We start from the raw sequence: 19,138 nt of genomic DNA, 5'->3' as shown, positions 1-19,138 counted from the left end.
CCGGTTTCCGAGGTGCTTGCCGCGTGACCGGCGGTTTCAGACGTGCTTGTCGAGCCAGGCCAGCAGGTCGTCGTGGACCTCGTCGCGGTGCGTCTCGTTGAGGATCTCGTGCCGGGCGTCCGGGTAGGCCTTCCAGGTCAGGTCGCGGGTGCCGAGGTAGCGGAAGTCCTCCAGCAGTTCGTGCACCAGCGTCATGCCCGCGTGGCAGGGGTCCTGGTCGCCGACGGCGAGGTGGACGGGCAGCCCGCGGGGGATCCGGGCCAGGTTCGCCGGGTCGTTGATCTTGCGGATGGCGCGCACCCAGTCGCGTGCCAGGCCGGCGCAGAAGGGGAATCCGCAGTCCTCGTCGGCGACGTAGGCGTCCACCTCGGCCGGGTCGCGGGAGAGCCACTCGTAGCCGGTGCGGTGCGGGAAGGCGTCGTTGAACGAGCGGAAGGTGCGGGGGATGAAGGACGACAGCGCGGTCCGGCCGTGCCGGGCGATCTCCTCGTCGAGTTCGGCGGTGGCGGCCTCGATGTCCAGGCCGGGGAGGGTGCGGAAGGTGCCGCTGAGGATGAGCCCGGCGAGGTCGGCGCCGTACTCCTGGGCGTAGTCGCGGGCCAGCATCGAGCCCAGGCTGTGGCCGAGGAGCACCAGCGGGGTGCCGGGATGGGCGCCGGCCGCGTGGTCGCCGAGGGCCTTGAGGTCGGCGACGATCGCGCGCCAGGAGTCCTCTCCGACCACTCCGCGGCCGCCGGTGGACGGGGCGGTGGCGCCGTGGCCGCGGTGGTCGGAGGCGAGGACGCCGTAGCCGTGGCCGGTCAGGAAACGGGCGAAGCGGTCATAGCGCCGGCCGTGTTCCGCGGCTCCGTGCGCGATCTGGACCAGGGCCCGGGGCCGGCCGGACTCGGGCAGCCAGGTGTAGGTGGCGATGCGGGCGCCGTCCGGGGCCTGGTGGAAGTCCTGCTGCATGGCGTCGTCTCCTGACTGCCGGGCGGTGGCTGACGAGTCGTCGGCGTCCACTCTTGCCTCCCCGGCGGCGCAGCGCCAAGGGGGCGCGCGTGACGGGGTTGGCCGGGCGGCTGCGGGCCGTGACACGATCAGCCGGTTCCTTCCCGGCGCATGTGCCGCAACTCCCGTTCACAGGAGGATCGTTGGACACCACGGACGGATTCGAGAACACCCCCGGCGCGCCCGCCGGCTTACCCTTTCGGGCCGCACCGCTCTCCCGTCGCAGGTTTCTGCAGGGCACGGCGTCGGCCGCGGCCACGGCGGGCCTGGCCGGGGTCGCCGTCGGCGCCCCGACCGCGTCGGCCCAGGAGGCCGGCGCGTCCGGCGGCGCGCTCTCCTTCACGGCCGCCACCAACGGCGCGGCCTCGCTCGCCCCGGCCGGCGACCGGCTGGTCGCCGAGGTGCAGAACGTGCTGTGGTCGCTGCCCCGGGCCGGCGGCGAGGCGGTGGCGCTGACCCCGCCCGATCTGGAACCCACCCGTCCGGTGCACTCCCCCGACGGCCGCCGGATCGCGGTCTGCGCCTACCGGGGCGGCAACTTCCACCTGTGGACGCTCGCGGCGGACGGCTCCGGCCTCCGGCAGCTCACCGACGGGCCCTGGGACGACCGCGGCCCCGCCTGGTCGCCGGACGGGACCCGGATCGCCTTCGCCTCGGAGCGCGGCGGCGATCCGGTGACCGGCAGCCCGTACCGGTTGTGGGTGCTGGAGGTGCGGACCGGCCGGCTGACCCGGGTGACCGGGCTGCCCGGCCAGGACGGGCCGCACCAGGACGGCGCCTGGGAGGACTTCGATCCCTGCTGGTCGCCGGACGGCGCCCGGCTCTTCTTCGTACGGGGCACGGTGTCCGGCACCGCACTGGACTCGCGCACGGTGGCCTCGGTGGCCGCCGACGGCAGCGGCGCGGTGCGCACCGAGCACACCGAGACGGCGGCCGCCCAGGTGCTGGTGCCGGCGCTGTCCCCCACGGGCCGGCTGGCGTATTTGCGGACCACCGACCGCCCGGGGCCGACCTGTGCGCTGGTGGTCGACGGCCGGGCGGTCGCGGTGGACGGGGACGTGGAGCCGGTGCCGCCGCGCTGGGTCTCCCGGGACGAGCTGCTGCTGACGGCCGGCGGGCAGTTCCGGATCGTCCGGCCGGACGATCCGCAGCACGCCGAGACCGTCCCGTTCACCGCGCGGCTGCCCCTGGACCGCCCCGGCTACCGCGTCAAGGACTACGGTTTCGAGCGGACCGCCGCCGGACCGCTGCGCGGGGTGCATCTCCCCGCGCTCTCCCCCGACGGCCGCACGGTGGCCTTCGCCGCGCTCAACTCCCTGTGGACCGCGCCGACTTCGGGCGGCGGCGCCCCGCGCCGGATCGTCCGGGCCGCGGCCACCCGGTACGTGTCCGCGCCCAGCTGGTCCCGGGACGGCCGGACGCTGCTCTACGCGGACGACCGGGACGGGCTGTTCGCCGTCCGCCGGCGGGAGGTCGCCACCGGCGAGGAGACCGTGCTGGCCACCGGCGGCCGGGTGCAGCCGGCGCTGTCCCCGGACGGCGGACGGCTGGCCGCGCTCGACATGTCGGGAAATCTCGTGGTACGGACGCTGGCCGACGGCACGGAGACCGTGCTGGCCGCCCCGATGGGCGCCGGCGGGCTGCCCGGCCGGCCCAGCTGGTCCCCGGACGGCCGCTATCTGGCGTACTGCGACCGCAACCGCCTCAACCGCCGCTTCCGCGAGGGCTACAACGTCATCCGGGTCCTCGACACCGCAACCGGCCGCGGCCGGGTGTTCGCGGTCGCCGAGCACGTCTCGATCGCCGACCGCTACGACTCGGGGCCGGTGTGGTCGCCCGACGGCCGCTGGATGGCGGTGATCGCCGAGTCCGCGCTCTGGGTGCTGCCGGTGCGGCCCGACGGTACGCCGGACGGCGCGCCCCGGCGGCTGACCGACGAGAGCGCCGACCATCCGTCGTGGTCCGGGGACTCCGGCACGCTCCTCTACCTCTCGGCGGGGCGGCTGCGGCTGATCCCGGTGTCCGGCGGCCCGGCCCGCACGGTGCCGCTGTCCCTCACCCACACGCCGGCGCGCGCCCGGGACACCGTCGTGCACGCGGGGACCTTCTGGGACGGCACCGGCGAGACGGTGCGGGAGGACGTCGACGTGGTGGTGCGGGACGGGCGGATCACCGCGGTACGCCCGCACCGCACCGCCCGGGCCGGCGCGGCGCGGCGGGTGGACGCCGCAGAGAAAACGGTGCTGCCCGGCCTCTGGGACGCGCACACCCACCCCTGGCAGATCACGTACGGCGGCCGGCAGACCGCGCTGCAGCTGGCGTACGGGATCACCACCGCGGTCTCCTGCGGCGGCTTCTCCTACGAACAGGCCCGGCTGCGCGAGGCGGTGGCGGCCGGGGTGCTGGCCGGGCCGCGGCTGCTGACCTGCGGGGAGCTGCTGGACGGCGGCCGGGTCGCGTACAGCATGGGGCGGGCGCACCGCACCCGGGAGGGGCTGCGCCGCTCACTGGAGCGCGGTGCGGCCCTGGACTGGGACTTCGTCAAGACGTATGTACGGGCGCCGGGTTGGGTGATGGCAGAGGCAGCCCGTTTTGCGCATCGACGGCTCGGGGTGCGGGCCGGCAGCCATCTGCTCACCCCCGGCGTCCAGCTGGGACAGGACCTGACGACGCATCTGCAGGCGACCCAGCGCGTGGAGTTCGGCCATGCGGTGTCCGGTTCCGGGCACGCCTATCAGGACGTCGAGGAGGTCTACACGGGCAGCGACTTCCATCTGATCGCCACCCCGTTCTCGTCGGCGGCGCTGCTCGGCGAGGACCCGGCGCTGGCGGACGACGTACGGGTCGCCCGGCTGATGCCGCCGTGGGACACCGCGGTGGTGCGGGAGAACGCCGGCCACCGGCCGACGCCGGCCCAGCTGTCCGACATCGCGACCGAGACCGGGGTCTACCGGCGGGTGCTGGACGGCGGCGGGCTGGTCGCGCTGGGCACCGACCAGCCGCTGGTGCCGGTGGGGCTGGGCCTGCATCTGTCGCTGCGCGCGCTGCACCGTGGCGGCCTCGGCGTGGCCCGGACGCTGCGCACCGCGACCGCACTGCCCGCCCGGGTCTTCGGTGCGGAGCGGGATCTGGGAACGCTGGAGGTCGGCAAGCTCGGCGACATGACGGTGGTGGACGGCAATCCGTTCGAGGACTTCGACACTCTGGTGCGGACCTCGGCGGTGCTGCGCGGCGGCCGGGTGATCACCCAGCGGCAGTTGACCGACTCCTTCCCCGCGCCGGCCGGAGGGGCACTGCGGGCGGCCGGGACGGACGGTACGGACTGGCTGGAAGTGGGCCGCCAGCTGCGGCGGGAGTCCTGCTGCGCCTCCGCGCACTGACCGTCAACCGCCTCCGCACGGTGGGGAGGCGGGGGGTGGCGCGGTGTCCCGGAGTCCGACAGGCGGCGCCACCCCCTTCACCGTGCGCGGGGTGGTGCGCCCGCGCGTCGCACTCCAACTCATGACGTATTCCGGTCAGTTGATGTTTTGTGTGAGCCGGAGTAGGTATGCCAACGGGTATTGCACGCGGTAAGCGACGGATCACGTTCCGGAGCGACCGCTGCAGACGGTGCCGCCGGCGCCGTCCCTGGGCGGGGTGCGATCAGCGCGGGGAAGATCGCGGAGGAGGGCTTGTCTTGCATCGCCATTTCACGGACCAGCGGCACGAAGCACTCCGGCTCCGGGTACGGGACTTCGCCGAGAAGGTGGTCCGGCCCCGGATTGCGGAGATGGAGGCGGCACGGAGCGTGTGCCACGACCTCTCGCGCCTGATCGCCCGGCAGGGGTGGATCGGCGTGACCGTGCACCGGGCGTACGGCGGGATGGGCGCCGGGCACGTCGCCAAGTCCCTCATCATCGAGGAGCTCTCGCGGGTCAGTGCGGCGATGGGCGCCATGGTGCAGGCGTCCCAGCTGGGCGTCGCCAAGATCGTTCACTTCGGCAACGAGGAGCAGAAGAAGACCTGGCTGCCGGCCATCGCGTCGGGCGACTGCCTGCCGACCATCGCCGTGACCGAACCGCAGTCCGGCGGTCATGTGCTGGGCATGACGTCGACGGCCGTCCGGGACGGCGACGCCTACGTCCTCAACGGCCGCAAGACCTACGTCGGCAACAGCCATGTCGGCGATCTGCACGGCGTCGTGGTCCGCACCGGCGAGGGCTCCAAGGGCCTGTCCGCCTTCCTCGTCGAGTCCGGCACCCCCGGGTTCCGCCTGGGGCCGCAGCGGCCCGCGATGGGGTTGCACGGCTTCAGCTTCGGTGAGCTGTTCTTCGACGACTGCCGCGTCCCGGCGGCGAACCTGCTGGGCCGGGAGGGCGACGGACTGTCCGTGGCGTACTCCTCCAGCGTGCTGTACGGGCGGCCCAACCTCACCGCCGTCTCCCTGGGCATCCACCAGGCGGTGCTGGACGAGACCACGAAGTTCTGCGCGGAGCGGCAGCGTTACGGCAAACCGCTGGCCGATCTCGGCACCATCAAGCTCAAGCTGGGCCGCATCCAGTCGCGGCTGCTGCTGGCCCGGCTCGCCGCGTACCACGCGGTGCACCTGCTGGACCAGGGGCTGCCGTGCGATGCGGAGCTGATGAACGCCAAGTTGGTGAATGTGGAGTCGGCACTGGAGTCGGCGCGTGACGCGATGGAGATCCATGCCGCGTGCGGGCTGTTCACCGACCGGCCGATCGAGCGCTTCCTGCGGGACGCCCACCACATCTTCGCCCCGGCCGGCACCTCCGACATCCAGTTGCTGCGCCTGGGCGAGCTGGCCCTGGGCCGGGCGAAGGGCGAGTGGTCCGGCCGGCTCGCCGAACAGCTGCGGCTGGCGCCTTCGGAGTGGCCGGACGACGATGAGGCTGCCGAGGCCGCCGAGATCACCGAGGCTCCTGAGGCCGCCGGGACCGGCCGGAGCGCACCGCCCACCGTGCCGGGCCAGCGCACCGGCTCGTCCCGCCAGCGCTCCCGGTTCGCCCGGCCGCACTGACCGCGCCGGGCCGAAGCCGGGTCGCGTGCGGCCCGGCCGCCGGAACCGGGGGCTGCACCCGGACCCCGGACACGGCACCGCGGCCGCCGGCAGGACGCCGGGGCCGCGGCACGGGAAAGACCGGGAAAAGATCAGGGCACGGATCGGGAAGAGGTCAGGGCACACATCGGGGAACGGTCAGGGGCTGTCGTTCTGCCGCTGTTCCATCAGGTGGATCTGCTCGACGAGTTCGGCGGCCATCGACTTGATGGTCTCCAGCCCCTCCCGCCCCCAGGGACGCGGTTCCAGGTCCACCACACACACGGTGCCCAGCGCCGTCCCGGTACGGTCGATCAGCGGCGCGCCGAGGTAGGAGCGGATGCCGATCTCGTCGACGACGGGGTTGCCGGCGAACCGCGGGTAATCGCAGACGTCCTCCAGGACCAGGGCCTTGCGGCGGACGATGACGTGCGGGCAGTAGCCGTGGTCGCGGTCCATCACCCGGCCCGGCTGGGCGCTGGCCGGCGCCGGGCCCAGCTCGACGGCCTGGTCCTGGGCGGGGGTGTAGAGGCCGGCGAAGTACTGCCGGTGCTCGTCGATGAAGTTGACCATCGAATACGGAGCCCGGGTGGTGCGGGCCAGTTTGCGCGCGAACTCGTCGAACGCGGGCAGCGGCGACTCGCCGATGCCCAGGGCGCGCAGCCGGGCGACGCGCGCCGGGGCCTCGTCGTCCTGCGGGGTCAGCAGCAGATGGCGGGTCGGGTCGTAGGAGGCGTACGGGACGCGGGAGGCGGGGTGGTTCACGGCAGCTCCGGGGTCGCGGCGAGGGCGGGGGTGAGCAGATGCTCGACGAGCGAAACCAGGACATGGGTGGCCGAGCTGCACTGTCGGGCGTCGCAGAGCACGACGGGGGTCTGGGGGGAGAGGTCTATGGCGGCGCGGACCTCGTCCGGCTCGTAGTGGTAGGAGCCGTCGAACTCGTTGACCGCGACGATGAACTGGATGCCCCGCCGCTCGAAGAAGTCGACGGCGCCGAAGCACTGGTCCAGACGACGGGTGTCGGCGAGGATGACCGCGCCGAGCGCACCGTTGGACAGCTCGTCCCACATGAACCAGAACCGCTGCTGGCCCGGCGTCCCGAAGAGGTACAGCACGTGTTCGGGGCCGAGGCTGATCCGCCCGAAGTCCATGGCGACGGTGGTGGTGTTCTTGTCCTCGACGCCCGCCAGGTCGTCGGTGCCGACGCTGATCTGGGTGAGCAGCTCTTCCGTGCTGAGCGGCTCGATCTCGCTCACCGCTCCGACGAAGGTGGTCTTGCCGACCCCGAAGCCGCCCGCGACCAGGATCTTGAGCGCGGTCGGGAAGAGGTCGGGTGCGTCGTCCCCCTGGGCGCGGGGGTCACAGTCGTTTGCGAAGTCCATTCAGCACCGCCTCCAGCAGGGCTCGGTCGGTACGGGACGCGGGCCCGGCCGGAACGGCGGCGGGGGCCCGCGCGGTCAGCGCCCCACAGTCGACGAGGTCGGCGAGGAGCACTTTGGTGACCACGGCGGGCAGCCGTATGTGGGCGGCGATCTCGGCGACCGAGACCGGCCCGCCGCACAGCCCGAGCACCTGGGCGTAGTCGGGGCCCTGGCACGCGACGGGCTTCCGGCCGGTGGCCATCACCATGGTCAGCAGGTCGAAGTGCGCCGTGGGACGGGTCCGGCCGTTGCTGACGGCGTATGGACGGACCAGCCGGCCCGCCGCGTCGTCGTACCACGGTTCCCCGCCGTGCCGCTGCCGGCGACGCACGGTCATGCTCAACGACCGCCCGCGGACGCCTGATGGCGTGCGGGGGTGGACAGGTACGGACGGACGCTCTTGACCAGCATCGACATCTCGTAGCCCAGCACCGCCACATCGGCCTCACGGCCGGCGAGCACCGCCAGGCAGGCACCCGAGCCGGCGGTGGAGACGAACAGGAAGCTGGATTCGAGCTCGACGACGACCTGCAGGACGTTGTCGCCGTCGCCGAAACGCACCCCCGCGCTGCGGGCGAGGGAGTAGAGGCCGGAGGCCAGGGCGGCCATGTGGTCGGCGCTGTCCGGCTCGAAACCGTGGGCGGCCTTGACCAGGCCGTCCGAGGACAGCAGGAGCGCGCTGCGGGCGTGCGGTACGCGCTGTACCAGCCCGGTCAGCAGCCAGGACAGGTCGGTCTGCTGGCCTGTCTGCCGCTGCGAATGCGCCTGCGTACGCACATCACTCACCATGGGTTTGGTCGTCTCCTCGGGGGCGCGCCATCGGGGCGTCGTGGTCACGGTCGTGGTGCAGGTTGTTGCCGCCCGGGGTGCCGGCGCCGTCACGCAGGTCCGGGGCGGTGCCGCTGGTGTCGGCGTAGCTGTCGTCGGCGAGGCTGAATCCGCGCCGGAAGGCGGCCATCAGACCCGGGTCGTGCTCGGGCTCGGGGCCGTCGCGACGGGCGGCGGACGGCAGGATCGGGTCGCCGCGCAGCTCGGGCACGAGATGGGTCTGCTTGCGCCGGCGGGGCAGCCGGGGGCGGGCGCTGTCGTCCACGGCGGTCGGTGCGGGCGGGAGGACCACCGGGCCGGGGGCGGCGGGCCGTTCGGCCGGGGCGCCCTCGACGGAAGGGGTGGCGATGCGTCGTTCGGCGGCGGTCGCCTCGGGACGGGGAAGGTCCGGGGTGGGGCCGTCCGCGGCGCGCACCAGCCGGCGGCGGGCGGCGGGCGAGTCGGGGTCGGGCGTGGGGGCGGGGATGGTCACGGTCCGCAGGCCCGTGTCGACGGTGTCCGGTCGGGCGTGGGGGTCGTGCCGGTCGTACCGGTCGTATCCGTGGTCCCGGCCGCCGTCCGCCGCGTCCTCGGCGGGGTCGTAGCCGTCGTAGAGGTCGTAGCCCCCGTGCTCGCGGGCGGGGGCGCTGTCCGGCGAGACGGCGGCGCGCGAGCCGGCGACGTCCGCCTCCTCGGCGGATTCGGCGCCGAGCAGCGCCTTCGGGACGATCAGCACGGCCTGGACGCCGCCGTAGATGTTGCTCTGCAGCCGGACGACGATGCCGTGCCGGCGGGCCAGCGAGGAGACGACGAAGAGCCCGATCCGGCCGTCGCTCAGCAGCTCGGCCACGTCGATGTGGTCGGGGTCGGCGAGCAGGGCGTTCATCCGGCTCTGCTCGTCCGCCGACATGCCCAGGCCGCGGTCCTCGACCTCGACCGCGAGGCCGGCGGTGACGAGTTGGGCGCGCAGCAGGACGGAGGTCTGCGGGGCGGAGTAGATGGTGGCGTTCTCGACGAGTTCGGCGAGCAGGTGGATGACGTCGGCGACGGCGTGGCCGCGCAGGGTGCCCTCGATCGGCGGCACGAGCTTGATGCGGGGGTACTGCTCGACCTCGGCGATCGAGGAGCGGAGGACCTCGGTCATGGAGACCGGGCGGCTCCACTGACGGCGGGAGATGGCGCCGCCGAGGACGGCGAGGTTCTCGGCGTGCCGGCGGATGCGGGTGGCGAGGTGGTCGACGTGGAAGAGGCCCTTGAGCAGGTCGGGGTCCTCGACCTGGTTCTCCAGTTCGTCGAGCAGCTCGATCTCACGGTGTACGAGGGACTGCAGCCGGCGGGCGAGGTTGACGAAGACCTCGACCTTCTGCTCGCTGCCGCTGGCGTTGCTGCGGGCGATGGCGACCGCGTCGATCACGGCGGACTCGGCGGCCCGGCCGGCGGCGGCGACTTCGTGGGCGAGCAGGTCCAGGGTGTCGCCGGTGGGCACGGGGCCGCTCTCGGGTTCCCGGCGCGGGAGCCATTCGCCCTGGCGGACCCGGTCCAGCAGGTCGTAGAGGTCGGACTGGCTGCGGGCGCAGACCTGGCGCAGCCGGGCGTAGCGGGCGACGGCGGCGCGGGCCTCGGAGTTGGCGGCGGCGCCCGCGGTGAGCACGATGACGCAGACCACGACGAGACCGCCGGAGAGGACCACCCATTCGCGTCCGGTGAGCCGCGCTCCGCCGGCCTGGACGACGAAGGCGGCGACCGCGGTGCAGATGACGGCGACGAGGAGGCAGGGCACGGCGGCGAGCCGGACCAGCCGGGTCCGTATCGCCGAGTCGGCGGCCGATTCCGGGAAGGTGGCCCGGCCGTGCCGTGCGCCCTCGCGCTCGCGGCGCCGGGCAGCGGCGGATGCCGGAGCGGCCACGGGTACGGGGGCGGGCCCTGAGGAGCCCTGTGTCCCTGGGGATCTCGGAGCCTCCTGGGACGTCTGGGTCCCCTGGGACGTCTGGGTCCCCTGGGGGAATGCAGTAGGCATCGGCGCCCTCCGGATCGGCCGTTGGCAGTTCGCGGAGCACGCACGCTAGTTGTTGCGGGGGTGGGGTTCGGACCTACTTCGAGGTTTCGCTACCCCGCGCCACCTCCTTGAGTGGGCGCCGCACGCACGCCAGTGCGAGCCAATCCGAACTCCCGTACAGAAACGGTCAGTTGACCGTTCCCGGGCGCCCCCGCCGAGGCTCACGGCCGGCGCGCACCGACCTTCCGCGCGCCGGTGGCCCGCCCGCGTGTCGCCGCACGACGACTTCACCTCTCAGCCTGCCCCGTTGCACGGAACGCCAGTTGCCAGGAAGCCGACGGATCACTTTCCCACCCTCGCGAGTGACGAGCGGGCGGACGGGCGGACGGGCGGACGGGCGGACGGGCGGACGGGATCAATAAACACCGCCACGACACCGTCGCCTTTTGGACGACAAATCATTTGTCAACGATTCGATGACATGCTACAAAGAGGGGTAGGTGAAGCGCATTGGCAGGCACTGCCGCCCGGAGCCAACTGGAGGTGTTTCTCGATGTTGATGCGCACCGACCCGTTCCGCCCTCTCGACCGGTTCACCCAGGCACTGCTGGGCGTTTCCGGCACCTGGTCGAGGCCCTCCCCGATACCGATGGACGCCTACCGCGCGGACGGGGAATACGTGATCGCTCTCGATCTGCCGGGCGTCTCCCCCGACGCGATCGACATCGACATCCAGCGCAACGTACTGACCGTCAAGGCCGAACGCCGGCCGGCCGCCGAGGCGGACGACGTGCAGATGCACCTGAGCGAGCGCCCGCTGGGCGTCTTCTCCCGGCAGGTCGTCCTGGGCGACGCCCTCGACACCGAGCACATCGCGGCCGACTACGACGCCGGCGTACTGACCCTGCGCATCCCGGTCACCGCACGCACCGAGCCCCGCAAGATCACCATCGGCGGTGGCACCGCACAGCCGCAGCCGCAGCCGCAGCCTACGAGTTGAGCAACCCACTCGATCGGCACGAACGAGGGGGCCGGCGCGCACCGTTCGGATCGGCGCGTGCGATGCGACCGGCCGCGGCACCGTGCCTCTGACCGGCCCCCGGCGGCCGGTCAGGTCACCGACCAGTACTCCTGTTGACGAGAAAGGCAACCGCGTAACCCATGTTCATCCAGCCTGAAACGGGTCGGCCCGCACCGGGTATGACGTTCGACCAGATGCTGGAACGGGTCCGGTACGAAGGGGCGTACCCCACCCGGGAACGAGCGGAGGAAGTTGTACGCGCCGTGCTGGCGGCGCTCGGCCGGCAGCTGACCGGCGACGAACGCGTCGACCTCGCGGCCCGGCTTCCCGTCGAGGCGGCGCTGGCGTTCACCTCCGAGATCCCCTGCACCGACAGCGAACGCCTCACCGGCTGGGGCTTCGTGAAGGACCTCGCCACCCGCACCGGCGGCACCGCGGCCACCACCCGCTGGGACACCGGCGCGGTCCTCACCACCGTCGCCCAGCTCGCCGGCCCCGACCTCCTCACCCGCGTCCTCGCCCAGCTCCCCTCCGGGTACGCGCTCCTCTTCGGCCGCGCCGAACTCACGCAGGCAGCCTGAAGCCGACGGCCTGAACCCCGGCGGCTCGCCCCCTCGGGCCTGTCCGAGGGGGCAGATGTCGGGCCTGTCCGAGGGCGCGTGTCGAGCCTGTCCGGGGCGCGTGTTGGGCCTGTCCGAGGGGGCGTGTGTCGAACCTGTCCGAGGGCGGGTGACTTCCGAGTGGCGTGATCGTCCCGGTCGGCGTGCGGCGGGGTGATTTGTCGAACGCAGAGTGGGAAATCGGCCGGCGCCCCGCTTGCCGAGGGACGTCGGCCGGGCGGGCGTGGGAAGAACCACCATCCCTGCGGGCGGGCCCAGACCGACGCCGCAGCCGAAGTCCGCATCGACCGTGGGCCGATGGTGAGTGTGGACCCCACCGGTGCCGTTCTTCTCACCAGCACCCCGCCTGCGCACGCAATCCGGCGCCGCGGAAACGGCCGGACAACGGGGTGACGCCCCGCAGATGACACCGGCCCTGGAACACATCCGCGCGCCCCGTCCGGCCGGCGGCCCTTTCCGCACACCCGGCACCGCGCCGGAGCCCCCACGCCGGGCCCCCGCACCAGGGCTCCGGCATCGGGGCTCCGGCATCGGGGCTCCCGCGCCCGGGCCTCCACCCCGTTCGCGCACGCCTGTTCCCATCCTCCGCACCCCGTTCGCGCACGCCTGTTCCCGGCCTCTCCCACCGGTGCCACACGCCCTGCCTCCGTCCCCTGCTCTTGCCGCACGCCCGAGCCGAGACCCCTGCGCCGTTGGCGCATGACGCACCGCCATAGGTAAAAGCACGCATGACTCTTGTGTCTCCGGGTAGGCGGCCGCTGCGACGCCCGAGCGTGTCGGGTGCGCAGGAAGGCGTGATGACCACCGTCGTGAATGACACCGCAACCGAGCAGCACACCGAACTGACCGCTGATCTGCCGGAGGTGCCGTGCCCGAGTGCGGTGGCCCCCAGTGACGCGCGCGAATTCTCCAAGCTGTTCTTTGCGCGGCTCCAGGAATACGAAGAAGGCACGCACGAGTACCAATACGTGCGCAACACGCTCATCGAGATGAACATGTCGATGGTGCGCTATGTGGCCCGCCGCTACCGCAGTCGCGCTGACGACATGGAAGACATCATCCAGGTCGGCACCATCGGCCTGATCAAGGCGATCGACCGTTTCGACCTCGCCCGTCAGGTCGAATTCTCCACCTTCGCCGTCCCCTACATCCTCGGCGAGATCAAGCGTTTCTTCCGCGACACCGGCTGGGCGGTGCACGTCCCCCGCCGGCTCCAGGAACTGCGCAGCGAACTGGCCAAGGCGAAGGAGAAGTTGCACAACGAGCTCGACCGCGAGCCCACCGTCCGCGAGCTCTCGGCCCACCTGGGCCTGTCGGAGGAGGAGGTCATCGAGGGTCTGGTGGCCGCCAACGGCTATACCGCCGGCTCGCTCGACGCCCCCACCGACCCCGATCCCGGCGACCAGCGCCGCCCGTTGGCCGACATCCTCGGGGAGGAGGACCCGGGCATGGAGACGGTCGAGGACCTCCACACCCTGGCGCCTCTGCTGCAGAGGCTCGACGACCGTGAACGACGGCTGATCGAACTGCGCTTCGGACAGGAAATGACCCAGTCGGAGATCGGCGCCGAACTCGGTGTCTCCCAGATGCATGTCTCGCGGCTGCTGTCCCGCATCCTTTCCCGGCTGCGCACGGGAATGCTCACCGAGCGCTGACTCCGGGCGGCGATTCCTGCCCCAGCCCCCACCTCAGAACCCTCGACCCTCTCGTACTCCTCGCCCTCGCCCCCTCGACCCTCCCAAAACTCTCGAAGCACTCGTACTCCTCGCCGCCTCGACCCTCTCAAAACCCTCGAAGTACTCGGTCCTCCTAAAGCCCTCGAAATCCTCGGAAGCCACCGCAACCACCGCACCCCTCAGTGGGAACCATCGAATCCGCGAAAGTCCTCCACCGCCATGGATAGTGGCGGTGGAGGCGGGTACCCGGTGGAGCGCCGGCCCGATGCGGAATGCGCACCAAGGGTCGCTGCGTGGAATTGTCACCACTGAGACCGAGGAGGAGTGGACATGAGCACGGTGAAGGAGACGGTAGACGTCGAGGTCCCGGTCCGCACCGTCTACAACCAGTGGACGCAGTTCGAGGAGTTCCCGCAATTCATGGAGGGTGTCGAGGAGATCCGGCAGATCGACGACCGCCACAACCACTGGACCACCAAGATCGGTGGCGTCCGGCGGGAATTCGACACCGAGATCATCGACCAGCTCCCGGACGAGCGGATCGCTTGGCGCACCACCGGAGGCGACACCAGGCAGAGGGGTGTGGTCAGTTTCCAGCGCCTGGACGACAGCCACACCCGGGTGCAGCTCGTGATGGAGGTCGAGCCGACCGGGGCCGCCGAGAAGACCGCGGACATGGCCGGGCTGATCGACCGTCGCACGAAGGGTGATCTGCGGCGCTTCAAGGACTACATCGAGCAGCGGGCGACGGAGACCGGCGCATGGCGCGGCCGTATCCGGCCGGGCGCCCCGGGTGGCTCGGGTGGCTCGGGTGCGCCGGGCGGCCCGGATGTCTCGGGTGGCCCGGGACCAGTCGGCTGACGAGTACGGGACATCTCCACAACGACCGGAGGGGCGGCATCGGCCGCCCCTCCGGCGTTTCGACGTACCGGCGTACCGGCGTACCGGCATACCGGCCTACGAGTGCGCGGTCCCACGCTCTCCGAAAAGTGCCCGGATATCGGGCATCGCCTGCTGTTTTCCGACAAACACTGCTCCGCCGCGGGACATCCGTTGACGTCAGGGCGTCGGCGGTGTGATGGTACGGCCGCCACGCAGGGCATGGACATGCCCATCCCAAGGGCACGGGCCTGCTCATCCCCCACTGGGCAACCCGCCGTCCGACCGGGCACGGCGCACGCACGCACCCCATGCTCCGGCCAAGCCAAGCACTCCTCACCCCCCAACCCCCTCAAGGAGCCCTGGTGTTACGAAGATTCGCGGTGACCGGCGCCTCCCTCGCCGTCACCCTCGCAGCCGCGCTGCTCACCGCAGCCCCCGCATCCGCCGCACCCGTTGCAACAGCGCTTTCCCCCTCCCCCTCCCCCTCCCCCTCCACCGCCGCCTCCCCCGTCCTCGCTCCGGGCGCCCTCGCCGCCGACGATGCGCCCGACATCGACGTCACCAAGGTCCAGGCGCATCTGACCGAGCTCAACGCCATCGCGAACCGCAACGGCGGCACCCGTAAATCCAGTGGTCAGGGCTACCGGGACTCGGTCGCGTACGTCAAAGGCCGTCTGCAGTCGGCCGGTTACACCGTCACCGAGCAGCCCTGCACCTCCGGCTGTGCAACCGGGGCCGGACCCAACCTGATCGCCGAGTGGCCCCAGGGGGACACCTCGTCGGTGTACATGTTCGGCTCGCACCTCGACAGCGTCGGGGCCGGGCCCGGCATCAACGACAACGGCTCCGGCTCGGCCGCCCTCCTGGAGACCGCCCTCACCCTCGCGGAGCGGAACCCCGCGATGGCCGCGCGGGCCCGGTTCGCCTGGTGGACGGACGAGGAGCAGGGCCTCAACGGATCCGACTTCTACGTCCGTTCCCTCTCGGCCGCGGAGCGGTCCCGGATCAAGGCGTACTACAACTTCGACATGATCGCCTCGCTCAACGGCGGCTACTTCATCAACCACCTCACCTCCGCCGCCGCCCAGCCGATGAAGGCGTACTGGGACTCGCTCGGCCTCCAGCCGGAGGAGAACACCGAGGGCGCCGGCCGCTCCGACGACTACTCCTTCGAGCAGGCCGGCATCCCGACCTCCGGGTACGCGATGGGCGCCGGTGCCCGGAAGACCTCGGCGCAGGCGGCGAAGTGGGGCGGCACCGCCAACCGCGCCTACGACTCCTGCTACCACCAGTCATGTGACACCACCGCCAACATCAACGTCACCGGTCTCGACCGCAGTGTCGACGGCATCGCCGCCACACTGTGGAAGCTCGCCGTCGCCCGCTCCACCCCCGCGAACGACTTCGCGCTGACCGCCGACCCCGCCTCGGGCAGCGTCGCCCCGGGCGAGTCCCTCACCGCGACGATCGCCACCCGGACCACCAGTGGCTCCGCCCAGACGGTGGCGCTGTCGGCGTCGGGCGCCCCGGCGGGCGTGACCGTCTCGTTCAGCCCCGGCTCGGTGACCAGCGGTGCGAGCGCCACGATGACCGTCGCCACCACGGCGTCCACCGCCCCAGGCACCTACCCCCTCACCATCACCGGCACCGGCTCCGGGCCCGGGGCGGTCACCCGCACCACGTCCTTCTCCCTGACGGTCAAGGGCGCCGGAGGATGCACCGCCGGGCAACTGCTCGCCAACGGCGGCTTCGAGAACGGCACGTCGCCCTGGACCGGTGACACCGGAGCGATCGGCGCCCACGCGGGACAGTCCGCCCATGGCGGCAGCCGGTTCGCCTGGCTCGGCGGCTACGGGTACACCGCGACCGACACCCTCAGCCAGTCGCTGACCGTGCCCGCCGGATGCAGCAGGGCGACACTGACGTACTGGCTGCACATCGACACCGCGGAGACCGACCACACGGCCTATGACACCTTCCGGGTCAAGGTCGGTGACAAGACCCTGACGAGCTCGTCCAACACCGACGCCGCACCCGGCTACGCCCAGCACACGCTGGACCTCAGCCCCTACGTCGGACAGCGGATCACGCTCACCTTCACCGCCACCGAGGACACCAGCCTCCAGACCAGCTTCGTTCTCGACGACACGGCCCTCCAAGTCTCCTGAAAGGCCCTCCAGGTCTCCTGAAAGGCCCCCAGGTCTCCTGAAAGGTTCCCGGCCTCCGGGCCCCAGGCCTCCAAGCACGGCCTCCGGGCCCCCGCGGAGCACCCTCCCCCCGCCCCGCCCGCTGCGGTGTCAGCGGGCGGGGCGGGGAAACAGAGCACCGGCCCGCTTCACGGTGCGGATGACCGGTGCCGTCTCGATCGAGCGGATCGCGTCCAGTGCCGCGATCCGCTCGGTCAGATAGCGCGCGAGGTCGACGGAGTCGCGGCAGTTCACGGCCGCGAGCAGATTGGTCGGCCCGGTGGTCAGCGCCACCAACGACACCTCCGGGTGCTCGGCCATCGCCGAGCCCACCTCGGCGAGCCGGGACGGCGGTACGGACATCCACAGGCGCGCTTCGGCGCGGAAGCCGAGGGCGGCGGGAGGGACATCGACGAGGAAGGTGAGCACTCCGGCCCGGCGCAGGGCGGTCACCCGTCGGCGCACGGTCGACTCGGACCACCCCGTGGCGGCCGCGAGTTCGGGGCACCCCGCCCGCCCGTCCCGCGCCAGCACGTCGCACAGCGACCGGTCGTCCGGCCCCACCACGTCCCCGGCCTCCTCGGGCGCCGCACCGGTGCCGTCGTCCACGGGCCCCGGCCGGGCCAGCAGCGCCGTCTGCTCCGGGGTGAGGCGCGCGGGACCGGCCCAGGTGTCGGGCAACGCGTAGTGGTCCAGCAGGAGATGGGCGGAAACGGAGGTGACCCGGGCGGTCCTGGGCAGCTTGTGCAGGAGCAGGGCCTCGCTCTCGTCGGCGGAGGGGGTCTGGGCGCTGCACGAGATCTCGGTGCCGCCGGAGAGCAGGTACACGTACGAGGTGTCGGTACGGGCGGCGAGCGCGGTGGCGATGGGTCCGGCCGCGTCCGGTGTGCACTGCAGCCGGATGGTCCAGGCGTGGTGGCCCAGCCGGGCACCGTTGAACGTGCCGACCACGCGCAGGGTCCCGGCGGAGTGCAGCCGCCGGTAGCGCCGGGCGACGGTGCTCTCGGACACCCCGAGCACCTCCCCGATGAGCCGGAACGGCGCCCGCCCGTCGATCTGCAGGGCGTGCACCAGCCCGCGGTCCACCTCGTCCAGGCTGCCGGTTGCCGTCTTCATGAGGCAGGAGTCTGCCAGTTTCCGGCGGCGATGCGGCCTGGGTGACCGTCACCGCCGACACACCACGACGACACGGTATTTCCGGGGCGCGCAGCTCCCGTGACGTGAGCAGTGGGGCGACGTGCCGCGACCCCGCCCGCACGCATGCACCTCGTCGACGTGCGAACCGGGGCGCCGATCCGCTCCGACCTCCGCCGTGATCACCGCTTTGCAGGGTGCACGCCGTGAGCCTCGGCTTCGCCTGCCGCGGACCGTCGCGGCGGCCGGGGTACTCCGGCGACGACCCGTACTGCCCGGCCCCGGCATCGCGGGAACCGTACTGCCGGGGGGACCGTACTGCCCGGAGGGAACCGTTCTGCCCGGAGGGAACCGTTCTGCCCGGAGGGAACCGTTCTGCCCGGAGGGAACCGTTCTGCCCGGAGGGAACCGTGGAGGCCTTCGGCCGGACCTGCGGCGTTACACCGGCCGGTGCAACTTCTGCACTTACCAGTTTAGTTGGTACACCGGTGAGTGTAACCTCCCTGCGCAGCGGAGCATTACGGCATGCACACCGCGCCAACTCACCCTGTACTTACGCAGATTGACGGGACGGACGGTGCACGCAACACCGCTTCCGCAGAAAGGAGTCCCATGTCCGACCACGCACCGGCACGTCACGGTGGCCTGCCCGACAAGCGCCGGGCGATTGCCCAGGCCGCCCGCTCTGTGTTCGGGCGTGAGGGGTACGCCCGAGCCGGGGTCGATGCGATCGCCGCCGAGGCGGGCGTCTCCAAGCGCACCCTCTACAACCACTTCGCGGACAAGGAGCAGTTGTTCCTCTCCGTGGCCCTCGAAGGCGCCGACGCGGTCACCGATGCCGTACGCGTCCTCATGGAACGGCATCTGCGGAAGATCGTGGATCTGGAGGAGGACCTGACCGCCTTCTGCCTGGAACGGGCGCAGGCGGTGACCGAGTTCCCCGAGCACTTCGCGCTGGTCCGCTCGATCCATGCGGAGGTGACCCGGCTGCCCGCCGCCGTGCTGGAGAAGTGGATGGCACACGGCCCGCCCTCCGCCCACCAGCGCCTCGCGCCGTATCTGCAGAAGATCGCCGACCGCGGGCTGCTCGTCCTCGACGACGCGGAGCGGGCGGCGAACCGGCTCAACACGCTCACCATGAACGACGTGCTGATCCGCTCGTTCTACGGGGCCCTTCCCCTCCCGGAGCCGACCGTCCAGGAGATCGTCACCGACGGCGTACGCGACTTCCTGCGCCTCTACGCCCCGCCGACGACTTCGCCGCAATCCGGCGAACCGGCCTAACTGGAAACCACTCTTCAACTGGTCCTGCATGCCGACCGGAAACCACTCTCCGACCGCTCCTGCATCCCGACCGGCCGGAAACCACT

Annotated in this window: 15 protein-coding genes; 8 read left to right on the top strand and 7 right to left on the bottom strand. The window is 72.0% G+C overall.

Annotated features, from left to right (window positions below; translation table 11 throughout):
• Positions 1-36: 36 nt before the first annotated feature.
• Positions 37-951 carry an alpha/beta hydrolase gene (locus AB0G35_RS09740; RefSeq protein WP_360946721.1) on the bottom strand — a complete coding sequence of 305 codons (915 nt, stop codon included), beginning with the start codon at positions 949-951 and terminating at the stop codon, positions 37-39.
• A gap of 269 nt (positions 952-1,220) precedes the next feature.
• Between AB0G35_RS09740 and AB0G35_RS09735 the strand changes: the two genes are divergently transcribed.
• A complete protein-coding gene (locus AB0G35_RS09735) occupies positions 1,221-4,370 on the top strand; it encodes an amidohydrolase family protein (RefSeq protein ID WP_360946718.1) in 3,150 nt (1,049 codons plus the stop codon).
• A gap of 296 nt (positions 4,371-4,666) precedes the next feature.
• Positions 4,667-6,007: an acyl-CoA dehydrogenase family protein gene (locus AB0G35_RS09730; RefSeq protein WP_360946479.1), complete on the top strand. Its 1,341-nt coding sequence runs from the start codon at positions 4,667-4,669 to the stop codon at positions 6,005-6,007.
• Between the two features lie 177 nt (positions 6,008-6,184).
• On the opposite strand, the gene AB0G35_RS09725 is transcribed toward AB0G35_RS09730, so the two are convergent.
• The 5 genes from AB0G35_RS09725 to AB0G35_RS09705 are packed head-to-tail and all read right to left on the bottom strand — an operon-like array spanning position 6,185 to position 10,159.
• Complete coding sequence (locus tag AB0G35_RS09725; protein ID WP_360946476.1) at positions 6,185-6,790, bottom strand: GAF domain-containing protein; 606 nt, start codon at positions 6,788-6,790, stop codon at positions 6,185-6,187.
• Positions 6,787-7,407 (bottom strand): ATP/GTP-binding protein, encoded by a 621-nt coding sequence (locus AB0G35_RS09720; RefSeq protein WP_360946473.1) that lies wholly within the window; start codon positions 7,405-7,407, stop codon positions 6,787-6,789. Before AB0G35_RS09720 ends, AB0G35_RS09725 begins: the two co-directional genes overlap by 4 nt.
• The gene (locus AB0G35_RS09715) at positions 7,385-7,783 is read right to left on the bottom strand and encodes a DUF742 domain-containing protein (RefSeq protein ID WP_360946470.1); all 399 of its coding nucleotides are present in this window, start codon (positions 7,781-7,783) and stop codon (positions 7,385-7,387) included. The genes AB0G35_RS09720 and AB0G35_RS09715 overlap by 23 nt, the downstream gene beginning before the upstream one ends.
• A gap of 2 nt (positions 7,784-7,785) precedes the next feature.
• Positions 7,786-8,235 carry a roadblock/LC7 domain-containing protein gene (locus AB0G35_RS09710; protein WP_360946467.1) on the bottom strand — a complete coding sequence of 150 codons (450 nt, stop codon included), beginning with the start codon at positions 8,233-8,235 and terminating at the stop codon, positions 7,786-7,788.
• Positions 8,225-10,159 (bottom strand): ATP-binding protein, encoded by a 1,935-nt coding sequence (locus tag AB0G35_RS09705; RefSeq protein ID WP_360946464.1) that lies wholly within the window; start codon positions 10,157-10,159, stop codon positions 8,225-8,227. The genes AB0G35_RS09710 and AB0G35_RS09705 overlap by 11 nt, the downstream gene beginning before the upstream one ends.
• A gap of 643 nt (positions 10,160-10,802) precedes the next feature.
• Here AB0G35_RS09705 and AB0G35_RS09700 point away from each other — a divergent pair.
• The 5 genes from AB0G35_RS09700 to AB0G35_RS09680 all read left to right on the top strand — a co-directional run bounded on the left by AB0G35_RS09700 (position 10,803) and on the right by AB0G35_RS09680 (position 16,616).
• A complete protein-coding gene (locus AB0G35_RS09700) occupies positions 10,803-11,249 on the top strand; it encodes an Hsp20/alpha crystallin family protein (RefSeq protein ID WP_360946461.1) in 447 nt (148 codons plus the stop codon).
• A 200-nt stretch (positions 11,250-11,449) separates the two neighbouring features.
• Positions 11,450-11,851 carry a DUF2267 domain-containing protein gene (locus AB0G35_RS09695; protein WP_360946458.1) on the top strand — a complete coding sequence of 134 codons (402 nt, stop codon included), beginning with the start codon at positions 11,450-11,452 and terminating at the stop codon, positions 11,849-11,851.
• An 836-nt stretch (positions 11,852-12,687) separates the two neighbouring features.
• Complete coding sequence (locus tag AB0G35_RS09690; RefSeq protein WP_360946455.1) at positions 12,688-13,545, top strand: RNA polymerase sigma factor SigF; 858 nt, start codon at positions 12,688-12,690, stop codon at positions 13,543-13,545.
• Between the two features lie 351 nt (positions 13,546-13,896).
• Positions 13,897-14,427, top strand: a complete 531-nt coding sequence (locus tag AB0G35_RS09685; RefSeq protein ID WP_360946452.1) for an SRPBCC family protein — start codon at positions 13,897-13,899, stop codon at positions 14,425-14,427.
• A 383-nt stretch (positions 14,428-14,810) separates the two neighbouring features.
• On the top strand, positions 14,811-16,616 hold the full coding sequence (locus AB0G35_RS09680; protein WP_360946449.1) for a M28 family peptidase: 1,806 nt from the start codon (positions 14,811-14,813) through the stop codon (positions 16,614-16,616).
• 129 nt (positions 16,617-16,745) lie between these two features.
• On the opposite strand, the gene AB0G35_RS09675 is transcribed toward AB0G35_RS09680, so the two are convergent.
• Positions 16,746-17,750 carry an Lrp/AsnC family transcriptional regulator gene (locus AB0G35_RS09675; RefSeq protein WP_360946446.1) on the bottom strand — a complete coding sequence of 335 codons (1,005 nt, stop codon included), beginning with the start codon at positions 17,748-17,750 and terminating at the stop codon, positions 16,746-16,748.
• A 630-nt stretch (positions 17,751-18,380) separates the two neighbouring features.
• Between AB0G35_RS09675 and AB0G35_RS09670 the strand changes: the two genes are divergently transcribed.
• Positions 18,381-19,052, top strand: coding sequence for a TetR/AcrR family transcriptional regulator (locus AB0G35_RS09670; RefSeq protein WP_360946443.1), 672 nt, complete (start codon positions 18,381-18,383; stop codon positions 19,050-19,052).
• Positions 19,053-19,138: the final 86 nt, after the last annotated feature.

This window comes from Streptomyces sp. NPDC021749 (assembly GCF_040640655.1).
Lineage (GTDB): Bacteria > Actinomycetota > Actinomycetes > Streptomycetales > Streptomycetaceae > Streptomyces.
This window is presented reverse-complemented; position numbering and strand designations above follow the sequence as displayed.